The sequence below is a fragment of the Longispora urticae genome, assembly GCF_053902585.1.
In genome coordinates, this window is record NZ_JAQZSH010000035.1 from 147,373 (window position 1) to 162,247 (window position 14,875).

Here is a 14,875-nt window from a genome sequence, read left to right on the forward strand (position 1 = left end):
GGGTCGAAAAAAATCCTAGCACGCACCTCAGAAGTTCACCGCACGGGCCTCATAAGCCTCACCCCGCACGGGCGAGAGCCGCCGGGGCTCCTGGGTGACGACCCGGCGCCGGTACGACCGGTACGCCGCGGCGCCCCGGCGGGCCGCCGCCGCTGCCTGCTCGGCGGCCGCCAGCAGCTCCGCGCGTTCGAAGGCGAGCCGCTCGGCCTCGCGGCGGGCGGACTCGCGGGCGCGGACGATGGCCAGGCGGCGCTTGCGGCGTTCGGCGACTACCTGGTTGCGGAGTCTGATCGTGTACGCGACGAGGAGCACCGAGGAGACGGCGAACCCGATCCAGAGTCCCGGGTCGAAGACCGCGACCCCGACGAGCTCCACGGCGTTGAGCAGGAGGAGGGCGGACAGTACCCGGCGACGGCGGCGGTACCGCCACAGGCGCGCGCGTTCCGCCCGGGCCGCCGCGAGGGCCGTCGGGGAGAGGGCGGAGGGCTGGCGGGGGGCGGGGACGAGGCTGGCCGGGTCGGGGTAGCCGCGCCGGGTCGGGACAGTACGACGGCGGCGCTGGCGACTGATCACCCGCGCCGTCGACAGTGCCCTCTCGGCGACGAGTCGCTCGGTGGCGTCGTACCGGCGGACGAGAGCCGGTGCGAGCGCGAGCAACCCGGCCGCGGCGAGGACAGCGAGGAGCACCGAAGTCGGCACCCTCACCCCTCCCGTTCACAGTCGTCGCACTTAGTTACCCAAGGTTATGTTGCCGTCGGGTAATAACGGGGAAGCCACACCGTGCCGTCGGATACGCGACGTCAAATGGGCGTGTCCTGCGCCACCGGCCCCAGGGACAGGCCATGACCGGGTGCGCCGGCCCGCGCCCCGAGGCGGGCAACCACGGGCGCGCGCCAGGTCGTACCCGTCAGGTGGTTCGGGTCCTGCGCCAGCGCGCCAGCAACCCGCCCTCGGCGGACACATCCTCGATGGTCAACGCGTACCCGATGTGGTCCTGCCAGGCACCCCCACTGTGCAGGTACCGGGGATGGAAGGCCTCCTCCCGGAAGCCCAGCTTCTCCACCACCCTGCGGGACGGCAGATTGTCCGGCCGGATGTTGACCTCGATCCGGTGCAGGCCACCCGGCCCGAAGGCGTGGTCCACGGCCAGCGCCAGCGCCGTGGGCGTGATCCCCAGCCCGGCGACCCGGGCGTCGACCCAGTACCCGGCGTAGGCGGAGCAGAACGCGCCCCGGACGATGTTGCCGATGGTCAGCTGGCCGACGTAGACGCCCTGGTGGCAGATCGCGAACGGCATCGCGCTGCCCGCGTCACCGGCGCGCTTGAGCGCCTTGTGCAGGCCCCGGAACGCGGCCGGCGAGTGCACGTCCTGCCAGGGGCCCAGCGGGGTGGGTTCCCAGGGGGTCAGCCATTCCTCGTTGCGGCGGCGGGACTCGCTCCACGCCTTCGCGTCGCCCCGTTTGTAGGGGCGCATCGTGACGTCGCCCTCGCGCAGGACAGCTGGCCAACCCGGTGGCATCCGACGGGTCACCGTCGCCGGTCGACGAGCAGGACGTCGACGGTCGAGCCGGCCGCGGCGGTGGTGACGCGTTCGCCGAGGACGAGGACGCCGTTGGCCTCGGCGAGACCCGACAGGGTGTACGGGCCGCCGGCGAGCGGCTGCACGGTGTAGCCCCCGCCGCGCCGCTCGGCCACGTGCGCGGGGCGGAACTCGCGGACCCCGACCGGGGAGGCCACGGTCTCCAGCAGGTGGGCCTTGATACTGGGCCGGAACACGGGCTCGGCGCCGGCGAGCAGCCGGATCACGGGGCGGGCGAGCATCTCGAAACTCATCAGGGCGGTGCCCGGGTCGCCGGGGAGGCACACGATGGGTACCTCCTCGGGGCCGATCGTGCCGAAGCCGAGCGAGCCGGCCGGGTACACCGAGAGGTCGGTGAACTGCACGCCGTCGCGGCCGAGGATGCGGCGCACCATGTCGCCGGGGCCGGTGCCGGTACCCCCGGTGGTGATGATCAGGTCGGCGCGCAGGGTCTGGTCGTCCACGAGGGCCCGCAACGCCTCGGGGTCGTCGTCGCAGATCCCCACCCGGTAGGCGTGCGCGCCGGCCTCGGCGGCGGCCGAGGTGAGCGCGTGGGAATTGGCGTCCACGATCTGACCGGCCTGACTGGACCGGCCGGCCTCGACCAGCTCGTCACCGGTGGCGAGGACCACGACGCGCGGGCAGGGCCGGACGACGACGTGGCCGATGCCGCAGGCCGCCAGCAGGGCCACCATCGGCGGGGTGATCTGCACGCCGGCGCGCGCGATCACGGAACCGGCCGTGATCTCCTCACCGGCGCGGCGCAGGCCGTGGCCGCGCTTGGCCGCGTCGTACACCTCGACGACGGCCATGCCCTGGTCCGTCCAGTCCAGGGGGACGACCGCGTCGGCCGCGGCCGGCAACGGGGCGCCGGCCGCGACCGAGAAGCAGGCGTGCGCCGTCAACCGGACCGGCCGCCAACTGGACGCCGACAGGTCGCCGACGACGTTGAGCCGGACCGGTCTGGTCGCGGTCGCACCGAGCAGGTCCTCCGCCCGGACCGCGTAACCGTCGATCGCCGCGTGGTCGAACGCGGGCAGCGGTCCGGGGGACGTGACTTCCTCGGCGAGCACGTTGCCGTACGCCTGGGTCAGGTCGACCTCCAGCGGCGGCAGCGGGCGGAGCCGGGCCATCACGCCGTACAGGTAGTCGGCGAGTGGCACCAGCTCGGTGGTACGGGTCATGAGAGCTCCGTGTTCACAAAATTCTTCAGCCAGCCCCGTAGTTCCGGGCCGATGTCCTCCCGCTGGCAGGCGAGGCGGACGAGTGCCTGCAGGTAGCCGACCGGTTGGCCGGTGTCGTGCCGGATCCGCCGGAACACGATGCCGTGCACGGGCGTGCCCTCGTCGAGCAGCCGCACCATGGCGTCCGTCAACTGGATCTCGCCGCCCGCGCCGGGCTCGGTCTTGCGGATCGCCTCGAAGATGGTCGACGGCAGCACGTACCGGCCGACGACGATGAGGTTGCTGGGGGCGTCCTCCCTGGAGGGCTTCTCCACCAGGCCGGTCACCTTGACGACGTCGGGGGTGTCGGTCGGCTCGACGGAGGCCACGCCGTACCGGCTGACCTCCTCCCAGGGGACCTCGATGAAGGCGAGGACGATGCCGCCCTTCTCCGCCTGGAGTTCGATCATGTCGGAGAGCAGCGGGTCGCCCTCGTCGGTGAACTCGTCGGCGAGCAGCACCGCGAACGGCTGGTCGCCGACGTGGGACTCGGCGCAGCCGACGGCGTGGCCGAGCCCGAGGGGTTCGGGCTGGCGGCAGGTGTAGATGTCGGCGAGCTCCTCGGGGCGGCGCACGGCCGCCAGCCGGACGAGGTCACCCTTCGCGAGGAGTCGTTCCTCGGCGTCGGCGCGGCGGTCGAAGTGATCGACCATCGCCGTCTTGCCCTTGCCGGTCACGAGGAGCACGTCGCGGATGCCGGCGGACGCCGCCTCACCCACGATGTACTCGAGCACCGGACGGTCGACAACGGGGAAGAGTTCTTTGGGGACGGCCTTAGTCGCTGGTAGGAAGCGGGTGGCCATACCTGCGGCGGGGATGACCGCCTTGACGGCGCGCCGGTGCGCCACGGGGGCACTGGGGGTGTTCGGCTGCTCGGACATGTGCCGAGACTATCGGCCGGAAGGTCAGCTGAGCGCACCGCCACGCGCGATTCGGTACGTGTCCCGCCCGGCGGCCTTGGCCGCGTACAGTGCGTCATCGGCGGCGGCGAGGACCTTCGGACCCGTGTCGCCGTGCTCCGGGTACACCGCGACGCCGATCGACACCGTCACCTTGATCGCGTGCCCGTGCGGCTCCACGATCACCGCCGAGTCGCGCAGTGCGGAGCCGAGCCGTTCGGCGACGCTGACGGCCCCGGTCAGGTCGGTCTCGGGCAGCAGGAGCACGAACTCCTCGCCGCCCTGGCGGAACGCGCGGTCCAGGTCGCGGATCTCGCCCTCCAGGCGGCGGGACACCTCGACGAGTACGGCGTCGCCGGCCGGGTGGCCGTAGGTGTCGTTGACCTCCTTGAAGAGGTCCAGGTCCAGCGCGATCACGGAGAGTGGCTTCGCGTACCGGGTGGTCTTCTCCACCTCCCAGCGCAGCGACTCCTCCAGGTGCCGGTAGTTGGCGAGCCCGGTCAGCGGGTCGGTGCGCGACAGCCGCATGGCCTCCCGGAGCTGGTCGCGGCTGGCGGTGAGGGCCGCGACGTAGCCCTGGGTCTCCCGGGTCATCCGGTTGAACGCGGTGGCCAGCCGGCCCAGTTCGTCGTCGCCGCGGACGGGCACCCGGGCGTCCAGGTCGCCGTCGGCCACCCGGTCGGCGGCGCGGGCGAGTTCCACGAGGGGCCGGGTGGTACTCCGGGCCAGGAGCCACGCGACCACCACGGACAGCAGGCCGGCGACGGCGACGATGCCGAACAGGGCCGCGTACAGGCCCTGGGGGTCGGAGTGCTCCACGAACAGGGCGAGCGGGAGCTGCCGGGAGCCGGCGAGGAGGTGCACGTACAGCCCGCCGGCGGTCTCCACCGTGCCCCCGGGCCGGTGCACGGCCCGGATCTCGGCGCGCTGCTGTTCCCGGGCGGTGCTCAGCGCCCGGTCGTCGAGCAGGGTGACCCCGACCCCGGTGGCGGCGGCGAGCCGGTTGACGAAGGCCTGGTCGAGGGGTTCGGCGGCGATCGCGGTGCCCAGCGCCTTGCCGGTGGAGTCCCGGATCGGCACCCAGGCGACCAGGGCGTTGAGGGAGCCGGTGAGCTGGGGTTCGACCGCCCCGCACACCGACCACGGTTCGGGCAGCGCGCCGGCGCTGTCCAGGGTCGCGCCCTCGGAGTCGAGGATCCGCACCCCGGCGGCCCGGCCGGTCTCCACGAGCTGGGCGGCGGCGCCGGGGGTCCGGCCGCCGTGGGACTGCACGGCGGCGCTCTCGGCGGCGGACCGGAGCTTCACGCACAGGGCCTCGATGGTGGTCCGCGCGGTGGAGTCGGCGAGTTCGAGGCGTTCGGCGGACCGGCTGCGGCCGACGGCGGCGACGGCCCCGCCGACGAACACGGCGCCGAGCAGGACGGGGCCGAGCACGACAGCCAGGAAGGCCGCGGTCAACCGCGCCCGTAGCGTCACCGGTCCTCCCCCTGTGCCGTCTGGGCTCTCCGCCGTGGGCCCTTGCCGCGTCCCGGGCCTGCCATGCTTGGCACCATGTTGGCGGAAAAGACGGCGCTGCGCACCACCTTGCTCTCCGTGCGGAGAACCACACCGGCCACTGCCAGGTCTTTCGCCGCGGAACGGATTCTGGCCGCGGTGGCTGAGCTGTTGGTGACGGTACGTCCGGGAACGGTCGCCGGCTACGTCCCCGTCGGCAGCGAGCCCGGTGGACCCGAGTTGCCTAACGCTCTGGGTACCCGAGTGTTACTGCCTGTGTTGTTAGATGACATGGATCTCGACTGGGCGGGCGGCGAACTGGTGCCCAGCCCGCGCGGCCTGCTCGAACCGTCGGGCCCCCGGCTCGGGGTGGACGCGATCGGAACGGCCGACCTGGTGATCGTGCCGGCGCTGGCCGTGGACCGCGCCGGGGGCCGGCTCGGCAAGGGCGGCGGCTCGTACGACCGGGCGCTGGCGCGGGTCCGGCCGGGGGTGCCCGTGGTGGCGATCGTCTATGACAACGAGCTGCTTCCCCGGGTGCCGGCCGAGCCGCACGACCGCCCGGTGACCGGAGTTATCACCCCCGGTGGGGGATTTGAGTGTCTTCTGCCTCACGTCGACTAGACGAAGTCGGGTACGCTGACGCAATATTGGCACTCGCAGTGTCGGAGTGCCAGACGGAGGCGGACGTGCCCACTTACCAGTACGCGTGCACCGAGTGTGGTCACCAGCTCGAGGCCGTGCAGTCGTTCAGCGACGACGCCCTGACCACCTGCCCGGAGTGCACCGGCAAGCTGCGCAAACTCTTCTCGGCCGTCGGCGTCGTGTTCAAGGGCTCCGGCTTCTACCGGACCGACTCGCGCGGCAGCTCCTCCGCGTCGACCCCGGCCACCCCGTCGACCGGCTCCACGCCGAAGCAGGGCGGCGAGTCCAAACCGTCGACCCCCGCGCCGGCCGCGGCCCCAGCCGCTTCGAGCTAGCGACGATGGGTACGGGGACCCCGTACCCATCGAATTGATCTAGCGGCGGCGCAGCTCGTCGCGGATCTCCTGGAGCAGGGTCACCTCGGCGGACAGCTTCTCCACGACCTCCTCGTCGTTGCGCTTGCGGTACTCGTTGTACTTGTTCATCGGCAGCACGATGACGAAGTACACGACCGCGGCGGTCAGCAGGAACGTGATGATCGCGTTGACGAACGAGCCGTAGTCGAAGACGACGTCGTTGATCGTGAACGTCCCGCCGGTCGTCCCGCCCCCGGTGACCAGCTTGATCAACGGGTTGACGAACGCGTCGGTGAACGCCTTGACGACCGCGGCGAACGCGGCGCCGATCACGACACCGACAGCCAGGTCGACGACGTTTCCGCGGGTGATGAAGTCCTTGAAACCCTTGAGCATCCGCCCAGGGTACAGAAAAGGGTAAATCAGTCCCAGTGCGGCGGGCGGTCCTGGATCAACCGGTCGTCGTTGCTGTCCCGCTCCGAACGCTCGCCCCAGCCCGCGGCGGTGTCGTCGCTCGTCTGCTCCGGCAACAGCGGAGCGTCATCGTCGGTGAGGTCGACCTCACGCTCTTCATCACGGATCCCCATGCGTGCAAGGCTAGCCTGATGCGCACAGTAGTGATTAGTGGCGGCGGGACGGGGATCGGACTGGCCACGGCCCGCCGGTTCGCCCGCGCCGGAGAGCACGTCATCCTGCTCGGCCGCCGGGCCGAGGTGCTCCACCGCGCCGTCGAGGACATCGGCTCGGGGGCGTGGTACCAGATCGACCTGACCGACCCGGACGCCGTGCAGGGCTTCGCCGACCGGCTGGACCGGGTGGACGTCCTGGTCAACAACGCCGGGGGCCTGGACCGGCGCGAACTGTCCCCGGGGATCGCGGGCGTGGCCGAGAACTGGCAGCGCACCTTCGCCGCGAACGCCATGACCGCGATCCTGCTCACCGAGGCGCTGCTGCCGAAGATGTCCGCCGGGGGCCGGGTCGTGCACCTCAGTTCGATCGCGGCGCACCGGGGCAACGGGGCCTACGGGGCGGCCAAGGCGGCCCTGACCTCGTGGAGCGCGCACGTGGCCCGCGAGCACGGCCCCCGGGGGATCACGTCCAACGTGGTGTCCCCCGGCTATGTGGCCGACACGGAGTTCTTCGCCGGGCCGGTCAACGATCTGGAACGGAAGATCAACGAAACCATGGTCAAGAGGTCGGGTACGCCGGACGAGATCGCCGCCGCGATCGAGTACCTGGCGAGCCCCGCGGCCGGGTACACGACCGGAACGGTGCTACACGCCAACGGCGGGGCTTACGTGTCCTGGTAGAACTCCGTTATGAAAACGGGGTACGAGGTACTGGTCGCGCTCGCCCGCCGCTTCGCCTTCGGGGACGTCGCCGCGCTCGTCGACGACCCCCGGGTCGAACGCATCTGCGAGTTCGGCCAGGGGTTGCTGGAACTCGACGCGGAGGACTTCGGCGCGTACGACGTCGTCGACTCGCTCAAGTCGCGCGCCCTGGCGTCGCGGATGCCGCAGTCGCCCCGGGAGCAGCCCCGGGGCGCGCTCGGCTCGCTGCGCCCCGCCTACCGGCTGCTGCTGGAGGTGATCGAGGCGCGCTGGATGCGCCGCGAGATGGCCGCGCTGGTGGCGGCGGTGCACATCGCGAGCGAGTACCTGCCGATGCTCGTCTGGGAACCGGTCCTCGGGCACGCGGCCGACCCGGCCCGGCTCCAGCACTTCCAGGACAGCCGGTTCGGCCAGATGGAGGACCGGACCTGCCCGCACACCCGGACCGAGAAGTCGGCGTGCGCGCGGGCGCTGCGGGTCGCCGCGGAGCCGCCGGCCGGCTGGCGCGCGTACCTGGACCGGCAGCACAGCAATGTCGCACACGCCCTGGGCGTGTGCGCCGCCGAGTGCCGCACGGAGTGCCCCGTCACGGAGCGGCTGGCGCCCGGCCAGCACGACATGCTCGCCCACCACGCGGCGGCGGCCCTGAAGTTCGGCGACTCGGCGATCGTCCGGTTGCGGCACGCCGCCCCGGTCGGCCACGGATTCGGGGTACCGTCGCCGGAGGAGGTCGGCGAGGCCTGGGCCCGGACCCGCGAGTCGCTGTCGCTCAGCGCCAACGGCAACGGGGCGGGCCGCGCGGTGCTCACCGAGGACGGTTTCCCCCTTCCCGGACTTCCGAGTCTGTTCACGGCGCTGGCGGGCGTACCCATCGTTCCGGACACTTTGTTGACCGATGTGGCCGCCGAGTTGGAACGCTGTTTGACTTTGTTGGAAAGTGAGGGAAAATGGGGGGCATGAGAACGGTAGGGAACTAGATGCTCGCCCCCCAGCGGCAGGCCGCCATCCTCGACCTCGTCCGCCGGCACGGTGGCGTCCGGGTCAGCGAACTCGTCCGCGAGTTCGGCGTCTCCGACATGACGATCCGCCGCGACCTCGAGACCCTGGCCGAACGCGGCCTGCTCGCCAAGGTGCACGGCGGGGCCACGATCATCGGCCCCGGCTCCACCGACGAACCCGGCTTCGCGGCCAAGTCCGTCCGGCAGCAGGCCGAGAAGGCGGCGATCGTCGCCCGCGCGGCCGAACTGGTCCGCCCCGGGTCGGCGATCGCGCTGTCCGCGGGCACCACCACGGCGGCCCTCGCCGAGCGCCTGGTCGACGTGCCCGGGCTGACCGTGGTGACCAACTCCGTCCCGGTCGCCGACGCGCTCTACCGTTCCGGGCGCACCGACCAGACGGTGGTGCTCACCGGCGGCATCCGGACCCCGTCCGACGCGCTGGCCGGGCCGTTCGCGGACAGCGCGATCCGCTCGCTCAACGTCGACCTGCTGTTCCTCGGCGTGCACGGCATGAGCCCGCGCGCCGGCCTGACCACGCCGAACCTCATGGAGGCGGAGACCAACCGCCTGCTGGTCAACTCCGCGCGCCGGTTGATCGTGATCGCCGACCACACCAAGTGGGAGATGGTCGGCATCGCGACGATCGCGCCGCTGGCCGACGCGGACGTGGTGATCACCGACTCCGGCCTGCCGGCCGAGGCCCAGACCCAGCTGGCCGAGGAAGTCGGCGAGCTGATCGTGGTGACGGCACAGTGAAGCGGACGGTCACCCACCTGGCCGACGGTCGCGAGCTGCTCTACTTCGACGAGTCGGACGCCAGCACCCGCGACGTCACCGACCGGCGCCGGTTGCCCACCCCGCCCGACGCGTCCGAGCTGCGGTACGACCCGCTGCTCGACGAGTGGGTCGCGATCGCCACCCACCGGCAGTCCCGGATCTTCCTGCCGCCGGCCGACGAGTGCCCGCTGTGCCCGTCGACCGCCGACCGGCTCTCGGAGATCCCGGCCCCGTCCTACGACGTGGTCGTCTTCGAGAACCGGTTCCCGAGCTTCAGCCACCGGGTCTCCCCCGGGGTGGAGAACCCGGGCGTGGGCCGGTGCGAGGTGGTCTGCTTCACCGACGAGCACGGGACGGCGTTCGCGCAGCTGCGCCCCGAGCGGGTCCGAACCGTCATGGAGGCGTGGGCGGACCGGACGTCCGAGCTGTCCGCGCTGCCCGGGGTCGAGCAGGTGTTCTGCTTCGAGAACCGGGGCGAGCAGATCGGCGTGACCCTGCACCACCCGCACGGCCAGATCTACGCGTACCCGTTCGTGACGCCGAAGACGCGGACCATGCTCGCGGCGGCGCGCCGGCACCCGAACCTGTTCGAGGACGAGATCGCGAACGCGGGCGACCGGATCGTCGGCGAGAACGCGCACTGGATCGCGTTCGTGCCCTACGCCAGCCGCTGGCCGTACGAGGTGCGGCTGTTCCCCCGCCGCCGGGTGCCGGACATCCCGGCCCTCAACGACGCCGAGCGCGACGCCTTCGGGCCGCTGTACCTCGACGTGCTGCGCCGGCTCGACGGCCTGTTCGACCAGCCCATGCCCTACATCTCCGCCTGGCACCAGGCCCCGGTGCGGCTCGACCGCGACGTGTCGTACCTGCACCTGCAGCTGTTCAGCATCCAACGGGCGCCGGGCAAGTTGAAGTACCTGGCGGGCTCCGAGTCCGCGATGGGCGCGTTCGTCAACGACGTGCGACCTGAGGAGGCCGCACGGCTACTACGGGGAGTCTCGCTATGAAGCTGCTGGTCACGGGCGGCGCCGGCTATATCGGGGGCGTGGTCGTCCACCAGTTGGTCGCGGCCGGCCACCAGGTGACGGTGATCGACGACCTGTCCAGCGGGTACGCGGACGTGATCCCCGCGGGCGTCGAGTTCCACCAGATGGACATCCACGACGTCGCCAAGGTGCTCACCCCCGACGCCGGCTTCGAGGGCGTCCTGCACTTCGCCGCCAGGATCGAGGTCGGCGAGTCGGTGAAGTACCCCGAGCGGTTCTGGGACACCAACGTGCGCGGCACGCTCACCCTGCTCGACGCGGTGCGCGCGGCCGGCGTCCCCCGGTTCATCTTCTCCTCCACCGGCTCGATGTACCGGGCCACGGCCGAGCCGTCCACCGAGGAGACGGAGGTCGCGCCGCAGAACCCGTACGCGGCCACGAAGCTCATGGTGGACCTGATGCTGTCCGGCGAGGCCGCCGGGCACGGGCTGGGCGCGGTGACCCTGCGGTACTTCAACGCGGCCGGCGCGGTCGGCCACCTCGGCGAACGGCACGACCCCGAGAGCCACCTGATCCCGATCGTGCTCCAGGTCGCGGCCGGCAAGCGGGACACCCTCGCCCTGTACGGCGACGACTACGACACCGCCGACGGCACCTGCGTCCGGGACTACATCCACGTCGAGGACCTGGCCAGCGCGCACCTGCTCGCCCTGGAGTCCATCCGCCCCGGCCGGCACGAGATCTACAACCTGGGCAACGGCAACGGGTTCAGCAACCGCGAGGTGATCGAGGCGGTCCGGGCGGTCACGGGGCACCCCGTACCCGTCGAGCTGCAGGCCCGTCGCCCCGGGGACGTCGTGGTCGGCATCTCCTCCAGCGCGAAGGCACGGCGCGAGCTCGGCTGGGAGCCCAAGCGCACCGACCTGCACGACATCATCCGCAGCGCGTGGGAGTTCTACAGTGCGCGTAACAGCTAGCGCCCCCGGCCGGGTCAACCTGATCGGCGAGCACACCGACTACAACGCCGGCTTCGTGCTGCCCTTCGCCCTGCCGTTCCGCACCACCGTCACCGGGGTCCGCAGCCGCCGCCAGCAGTGGACGGTCACCTCGGCCTGGGCACCCGGCCAGTCGACCAGCTTCGGCCGGCCCGAGTCGGCCCCCGGCGCGGCCACCTGGGTCGACTACGTGCGCGGCGTCGTCTGGGCACTGCTCGACGAGGGCCACGAGGTGCCGGGCGCGGACCTGCACATCACCTCCGACGTACCCGTCGGCTCGGGGTTGTCCTCCTCCGCCGCCCTCGAATGCGCCGTCCTCACCGCGCTCATCGAACTCGGCGACCTCGACATCCCCGTCGCCGACCGCCCGGCCATCGCCCAGCGCGCCGAGAACGCGTTCGTCGGCGTGCCCTGCGGCATCATGGACCAGTCGGCGTCGATCCTGTCCGAGGCCGGCCACGCGCTGCTCCTGGACTGCCGCACCCTGGAGACCGAGCACATCCCGTTCGACGCCACGATCCTCGTGATCGACACGAAGGCGCCGCACCGGCTCGTGGACGGCGAGTACGCCCAGCGCCGCGCCACCTGCGAGGCCGCCGCCCGCGAACTGCTGGTCCCGGCCCTGCGCGACGCCGACCTGTCCGACGTGGACCGGCTCGCCGACCCGGTCACCCGCCGCCGCGCCCGGCACGTCGTCACCGAGAACGCCCGGGTCCTGGAGACGGTCGCCCTGCTCGCCGCCGGCAAGGTCACCGACATCGGCCCCCTGATGACCGACTCGCACACCTCCCTGAAGAACGACTTCGAGGTGACGGTGCCGGAGCTGGACATCGCGGTCGCGGCGGCGCTGGAGGCCGGCGCGCACGGGGCCCGGATGACCGGCGGCGGGTTCGGCGGGTGCGTGATCGCGCTGGTCGAGCCCCGGGACGTGGCCTTCGTGACGGAGTCGGTCGAGTCGGCCTTCGCGCGCGGCCGGTTCACGCCGCCGTCGTGCTTCGTGGCGGCGCCCTCGGCGGGCGCGCACCTGGAATGACCCCTCAGCTCAGGTACTGCCGCATCGCCCGCAGCACCCGCGCCACCTTGTCCCGGACCGGGGCCACCCGGATCACCCCGTCCGGGTCGACGTCGGCCTGGGTCACCGGCACGTGCGCGCACGCGGCCGCCACGATGTCCGCCCCCGTGTAGCCGAGCACGGTCCGCAACTCCGCGTGCGCGCCGGCCGCGCCCCGGTGCGCGGCGTTGATCCAGCCGCACGGCTTGTCGTTGATCTCGATGCCGCCGACGGTCCAGTCCAGCAGGTTCTTGAACGCACCGGGCAGGGCGCCGGCGTACTCCGGGGTGCAGAACAGCACGGCCTCCGACACGTTGATCGCGGTCCGGAGCTCGTACACTGGCCGGGGCAGCGGGTGGCGGTCGTCGTCCGGGTTGAAGTGCGGCAGCGCCCCGAGCGCGGGGTAGACCACCGTGTACGGGTCGAGGTCGCGCGCGGTGGCGAGCACGGCGGCGTTGGTGGAACCGGCGCGCAGGCTGCCACTGATCAACAGGATCGTCACGCGTCGAAGGGTAGCGCCGCGCCGACTGTCGGCCCCGTGACACAGCACCCCCATGGGTGGTGGCCCCGGAGGACGATGTCTGCACCGTGCCCGACGGACGCCCGTGACCGTCCCGACCGTGCTGAGGAGGACGCCCGATGGGCCGCCGCGTGGCGCTGGTCATCGCCAACCACCACTACCGCGACCCCGACCTGCGCCAACTCGCAGCCCCGGCGAACGACGCGGAGGCCCTCGCCGCCGTCCTCGGCGACCCGGAGATCGCCGGCTTCGAGGTGACCACGCTCGTCAACGAGCCGCACCACCGGGTCGGCGCCACCATCGGGGACTTCTACCGCGACCGGCGGCACGACGACCTGGCGCTGTTGTACTTCAGCGGACACGGCCTGAAGGACGACGCCGGCCGGCTGTACCTCGCGATGACCGACACCCGCCGCGACAGCCTGCTGTTCACGGCGCTGTCCGCGCAGCAGCTCGACCAGGCGATGGAGGGCTGCGTGTCCCGGCGCCTGGTCCTGATCCTCGACTGCTGCTACAGCGGGGCGTTCCCGGCGGGGCGGCTCGCCAAGAGCGACCCCCAGGTGCACGCGCTGGAACGGTTCGGGGGCCGGGGACGCACCGTCCTGACCGCCTCCGACGCCACCCAGTACTCCTTCGAGGGCGACCAGCTCACCGGGTCCGCCGTCCAGTCCGTGTTCACCCGGCACCTGGTGGCGGGCCTGCGCGACGGCACCGCCGACCTCGACCGGGACGGGGACATCACCCTCGACGAGCTCTACAGCTACGTGTACGACCGGGTGACCGAGGAACTGCCGCAGCAGCGCCCCAAGAAGCAGGACGACGTCGAGGGCCGGATCGTGATCGCCCGCAACGTGCACTGGACGCTGCCGGTGTACGTGCACAACGCCCTGGCCAGCCCGATCGCCACCGACCGGCTCGGCGCCCTCGACGCCCTGGCTCACCTGCACCGGATCGGCAACGGGATGGTGCGCGAGCGGGTGGCGGACGCGATCGGCTCGCTCGTCGGGGACGACAGCCGGGCGGTGTCGGCGGCGGCGGAAGCCCGACTGCGGGCGCTGTCACTGACCCCCGCCGTCGACACGGACCGCCCCGAGCCGGAAACGGAGGCGGGGACCGAGCCCGAGCCGGAAACCACGACGGGGCCGGAGCCTGAGACGGAGTGGGCCGAGCCCGAGGACCTTCAGCCCGCGCCGGAGGCCGTCCAGCCGATCCCGGAGGCCATCCAACCGATCGCGGAAACCGTCCAGCCGGCACCAGGTCCGCCGGAGAAGACGAAACAACCGAAACCCATCAGCCGGGTACCGGCAGCGCCCGCCTCCGCGGAGCCCGACACGGCAGCGGCCCCCGCCGGGGAGAGCATCTCGGTCCGGGCGACCAGGGAAGCCCTCCGAAGAAGCTTCGAGGCCCTGGAGCAGCAGAAACAGCACACTGCGGCGGACCAGCCGATCCCCGACCCGTCACCCCGGCCGGTCACCGCCTCCCCCTGGCTGAACCTGGCCCTCGTGTTGCAGCTCATCGCGTTCATCGCCGCGACCGTCGCCGCGATCACCGACGGCTCCACCTCGGACAACGCGCACAAGTTCTTCGTACTCGCCTGGGGTCTGGTCCTGATCTCCCTGGCCAGGGCGTTGGCCGGGTGGGCCCCCGCCCTGGCCGGGAGCACCTCCTGGCAACGGTTCCGCTATCTCGCCGGCGCGGCCGGGTGCGCCGCCAGCGGCTTCGTGCTCGCCCTGGGCTCGTTCACCAGCGTGCCGACGCGGGGACTCACCGGGCTGCTGCTGATCACATACTCCCTGGCCACGATCGGGGTCCCCATGGCCGCCATCCAGGGGCGGATCTGCGGCGTGCTGAGCCCCCGCGCGGCGGCGGCACTCTGTGGCCTGGTCGTGGCGTGGTGGGCCGAGGGCATCGCGGAACACCGGCTCTACGGCGTGCCCGAGTTGCTCCTCCTGGGAGTCCTGACGAGCCTCCAGCCGGCCGGCACGGGACGGCGCGCGGGCGGCGTACCCCGCTGATGGTTG

The 14,875-nt window shown here is 72.1% G+C and carries 16 protein-coding genes and 1 pseudogene; 9 read left to right on the forward strand and 8 right to left on the reverse strand.

Annotation, left to right across the window (positions count from 1 at the left end):
• Positions 1 to 27: 27 nt before the first annotated feature.
• The 5 genes and pseudogenes from sepX to PT931_RS23215 form a co-directional block, all read right to left on the reverse strand.
• Positions 28 to 699 carry a divisome protein SepX/GlpR gene (gene sepX, locus PT931_RS23195; protein WP_456247854.1) on the reverse strand — a complete coding sequence of 224 codons (672 nt, stop codon included), beginning with the start codon at positions 697 to 699 and terminating at the stop codon, positions 28 to 30.
• Positions 700 to 907: 208 nt separating this feature from the next.
• A complete protein-coding gene (locus tag PT931_RS23200; RefSeq protein ID WP_456247855.1) occupies positions 908 to 1,519 on the reverse strand; it encodes a GNAT family N-acetyltransferase in 612 nt (203 codons plus the stop codon).
• Between the two features lie 8 nt (positions 1,520 to 1,527).
• A complete protein-coding gene (locus tag PT931_RS23205) occupies positions 1,528 to 2,763 on the reverse strand; it encodes a molybdopterin molybdotransferase MoeA (protein WP_363730661.1) in 1,236 nt (411 codons plus the stop codon).
• On the reverse strand, positions 2,760 to 3,683 hold the full coding sequence (locus PT931_RS23210; protein ID WP_363730659.1) for a UTP--glucose-1-phosphate uridylyltransferase: 924 nt from the start codon (positions 3,681 to 3,683) through the stop codon (positions 2,760 to 2,762). The genes PT931_RS23205 and PT931_RS23210 overlap by 4 nt, the downstream gene beginning before the upstream one ends.
• Positions 3,684 to 3,728: 45 nt before the next feature.
• Positions 3,729 to 5,177: pseudogene (locus tag PT931_RS23215) on the reverse strand (diguanylate cyclase); the annotation flags it as partial.
• 63 nt (positions 5,178 to 5,240) lie between these two features.
• Here PT931_RS23215 and PT931_RS23220 point away from each other — a divergent pair.
• Positions 5,241 to 5,819 carry a 5-formyltetrahydrofolate cyclo-ligase gene (locus PT931_RS23220; protein WP_456247856.1) on the forward strand — a complete coding sequence of 193 codons (579 nt, stop codon included), beginning with the start codon at positions 5,241 to 5,243 and terminating at the stop codon, positions 5,817 to 5,819.
• Between the two features lie 65 nt (positions 5,820 to 5,884).
• The gene (locus tag PT931_RS23225) at positions 5,885 to 6,175 is read left to right on the forward strand and encodes an FmdB family zinc ribbon protein (protein WP_456247857.1); all 291 of its coding nucleotides are present in this window, start codon (positions 5,885 to 5,887) and stop codon (positions 6,173 to 6,175) included.
• Between the two features lie 39 nt (positions 6,176 to 6,214).
• Here the strand turns inward: PT931_RS23225 and mscL are convergent, their stop codons facing one another.
• Positions 6,215 to 6,592, reverse strand: coding sequence for a large conductance mechanosensitive channel protein MscL (gene mscL / locus PT931_RS23230; RefSeq protein ID WP_456247858.1), 378 nt, complete (start codon positions 6,590 to 6,592; stop codon positions 6,215 to 6,217).
• 26 nt (positions 6,593 to 6,618) lie between these two features.
• Positions 6,619 to 6,783 carry a hypothetical protein gene (locus PT931_RS23235; protein ID WP_456247859.1) on the reverse strand — a complete coding sequence of 55 codons (165 nt, stop codon included), beginning with the start codon at positions 6,781 to 6,783 and terminating at the stop codon, positions 6,619 to 6,621.
• Between the two features lie 18 nt (positions 6,784 to 6,801).
• Here PT931_RS23235 and PT931_RS23240 point away from each other — a divergent pair, with 18 nt between their 5' ends.
• From PT931_RS23240 to galK, 6 genes are read left to right on the forward strand one after another with little or no spacing between them, the layout of a single operon-like run.
• Entirely contained in the window at positions 6,802 to 7,506 is a 705-nt protein-coding gene (locus PT931_RS23240; RefSeq protein ID WP_456247860.1) for an SDR family NAD(P)-dependent oxidoreductase, read from the forward strand.
• A gap of 9 nt (positions 7,507 to 7,515) precedes the next feature.
• Complete coding sequence (locus PT931_RS23245; protein WP_456247861.1) at positions 7,516 to 8,487, forward strand: hypothetical protein; 972 nt, start codon at positions 7,516 to 7,518, stop codon at positions 8,485 to 8,487.
• Between the two features lie 17 nt (positions 8,488 to 8,504).
• Complete coding sequence (locus tag PT931_RS23250; RefSeq protein ID WP_456247862.1) at positions 8,505 to 9,281, forward strand: DeoR/GlpR family DNA-binding transcription regulator; 777 nt, start codon at positions 8,505 to 8,507, stop codon at positions 9,279 to 9,281.
• Complete coding sequence (galT, locus tag PT931_RS23255) at positions 9,278 to 10,309, forward strand: galactose-1-phosphate uridylyltransferase (RefSeq protein WP_456247863.1); 1,032 nt, start codon at positions 9,278 to 9,280, stop codon at positions 10,307 to 10,309. Before PT931_RS23250 ends, galT begins: the two co-directional genes overlap by 4 nt.
• The gene (galE, locus tag PT931_RS23260) at positions 10,306 to 11,265 is read left to right on the forward strand and encodes a UDP-glucose 4-epimerase GalE (RefSeq protein WP_456247864.1); all 960 of its coding nucleotides are present in this window, start codon (positions 10,306 to 10,308) and stop codon (positions 11,263 to 11,265) included. Before galT ends, galE begins: the two co-directional genes overlap by 4 nt.
• On the forward strand, positions 11,249 to 12,316 hold the full coding sequence (gene galK / locus PT931_RS23265) for a galactokinase (protein ID WP_456247865.1): 1,068 nt from the start codon (positions 11,249 to 11,251) through the stop codon (positions 12,314 to 12,316). The genes galE and galK overlap by 17 nt, the downstream gene beginning before the upstream one ends.
• Before the next feature lie 4 nt (positions 12,317 to 12,320).
• On the opposite strand, the gene PT931_RS23270 is transcribed toward galK, so the two are convergent.
• Positions 12,321 to 12,836, reverse strand: coding sequence for an NADPH-dependent FMN reductase (locus PT931_RS23270; protein WP_456247866.1), 516 nt, complete (start codon positions 12,834 to 12,836; stop codon positions 12,321 to 12,323).
• 137 nt (positions 12,837 to 12,973) lie between these two features.
• Between PT931_RS23270 and PT931_RS23275 the strand changes: the two genes are divergently transcribed.
• Positions 12,974 to 14,869, forward strand: a complete 1,896-nt coding sequence (locus PT931_RS23275; protein WP_456247867.1) for a caspase, EACC1-associated type — start codon at positions 12,974 to 12,976, stop codon at positions 14,867 to 14,869.
• Positions 14,870 to 14,875: the final 6 nt, after the last annotated feature.